Origin of the sequence: Streptomyces albidochromogenes, from assembly GCF_005981925.1 — a bacterium.
In the GTDB taxonomy this organism is placed as follows: domain Bacteria; phylum Actinomycetota; class Actinomycetes; order Streptomycetales; family Streptomycetaceae; genus Streptomyces; species Streptomyces albidochromogenes.
The window spans coordinates 1-920 of the sequence record NZ_VBVX01000672.1; the positions used below are offsets into that span (position 1 = coordinate 1).

The window sequence follows — 920 nt, forward strand, 5'->3', positions numbered from 1 at the left end:
GCCGTGGAGGGCGACGACGCGAGCGTTCCCATGCAGCGCGAGGGCAGGGCGTACGGGGGCGGCGGACCGGCGGCGCCGACGCCCACCTCCGACGCCTCGCTGGTCGAGCGGATGCGCGCCGGCGACGACAGCGCGTACGAGGAGCTGTTCCGGCGGCACTCCGACGCCGTGCGCCGGTACGCCCGTACCTGCTGCCGGGACGCCCACACCGCCGACGACCTGACGGCCGAGGTCTTCGCGCGCACGCTTCAGGCGGTGCGCGGGGGCGCCGGGCCCGCGCACGCCGTGCGGGCGTACCTGCTGACGACGGTGCGGCGGGTCGCGGCGGCGTGGACGAAGACCGCCAGGCGTGAGCACCTGGTCGAGGACTTCGCGGTCTTCGCGGCGCAGTCGGCCCGTTCGGTGGACGCGTCGGACGACGACACCCTGGAGCTGGGCGCCGACGTACGGGCCATGCACGAGGCCGAGCAGACGCTGGCCATGCAGGCGTTCCGCAGCCTGCCCGAGCGCTGGCAGGCCGTGCTGTGGCACACCACGGTCGAGGAGGAGTCGCCGAGCGAGGTCGCGCCGCTGTTCGGGCTCACGGCGAACGCCACGGCGGTGCTGGCGTCCCGCGCGCGGGAGGGCCTCAAGCAGGCGTATCTCCAGGCGCACGTGAGCACCGCGCTGACTGCGGGCGGCGACTGCGCGCGGTACGCCGACCGGCTCGGCGCCTACGCCAGGGGCGGGCTGCGGACGCGGGCCGAGCGGGGGTTGCGCAAGCATCTGGAGGAGTGCGGGCGGTGCCGGGTGGCGGCCGGGGAGCTGAGCGATGTCAACGCCGGGATCCCGGCGCTGCTTCCGGTCGCGGTCATCGGCTGGTTCGCCGCCGGATACGCGGTCAAGGCGGCCGGGCTGGTGGCGGGTGGCACCGCCGGGGC

Annotated in this window: 1 protein-coding gene; it reads left to right on the forward strand. The window is 76.1% G+C overall.

The genetic code is table 11. The features are described from left to right. Positions 1-3: 3 nt before the first annotated feature. Positions 4-920: sigma-70 family RNA polymerase sigma factor (locus E2E34_RS34690; protein WP_439333714.1), on the forward strand; the 917-nt coding region annotated here is incomplete at its 3' end.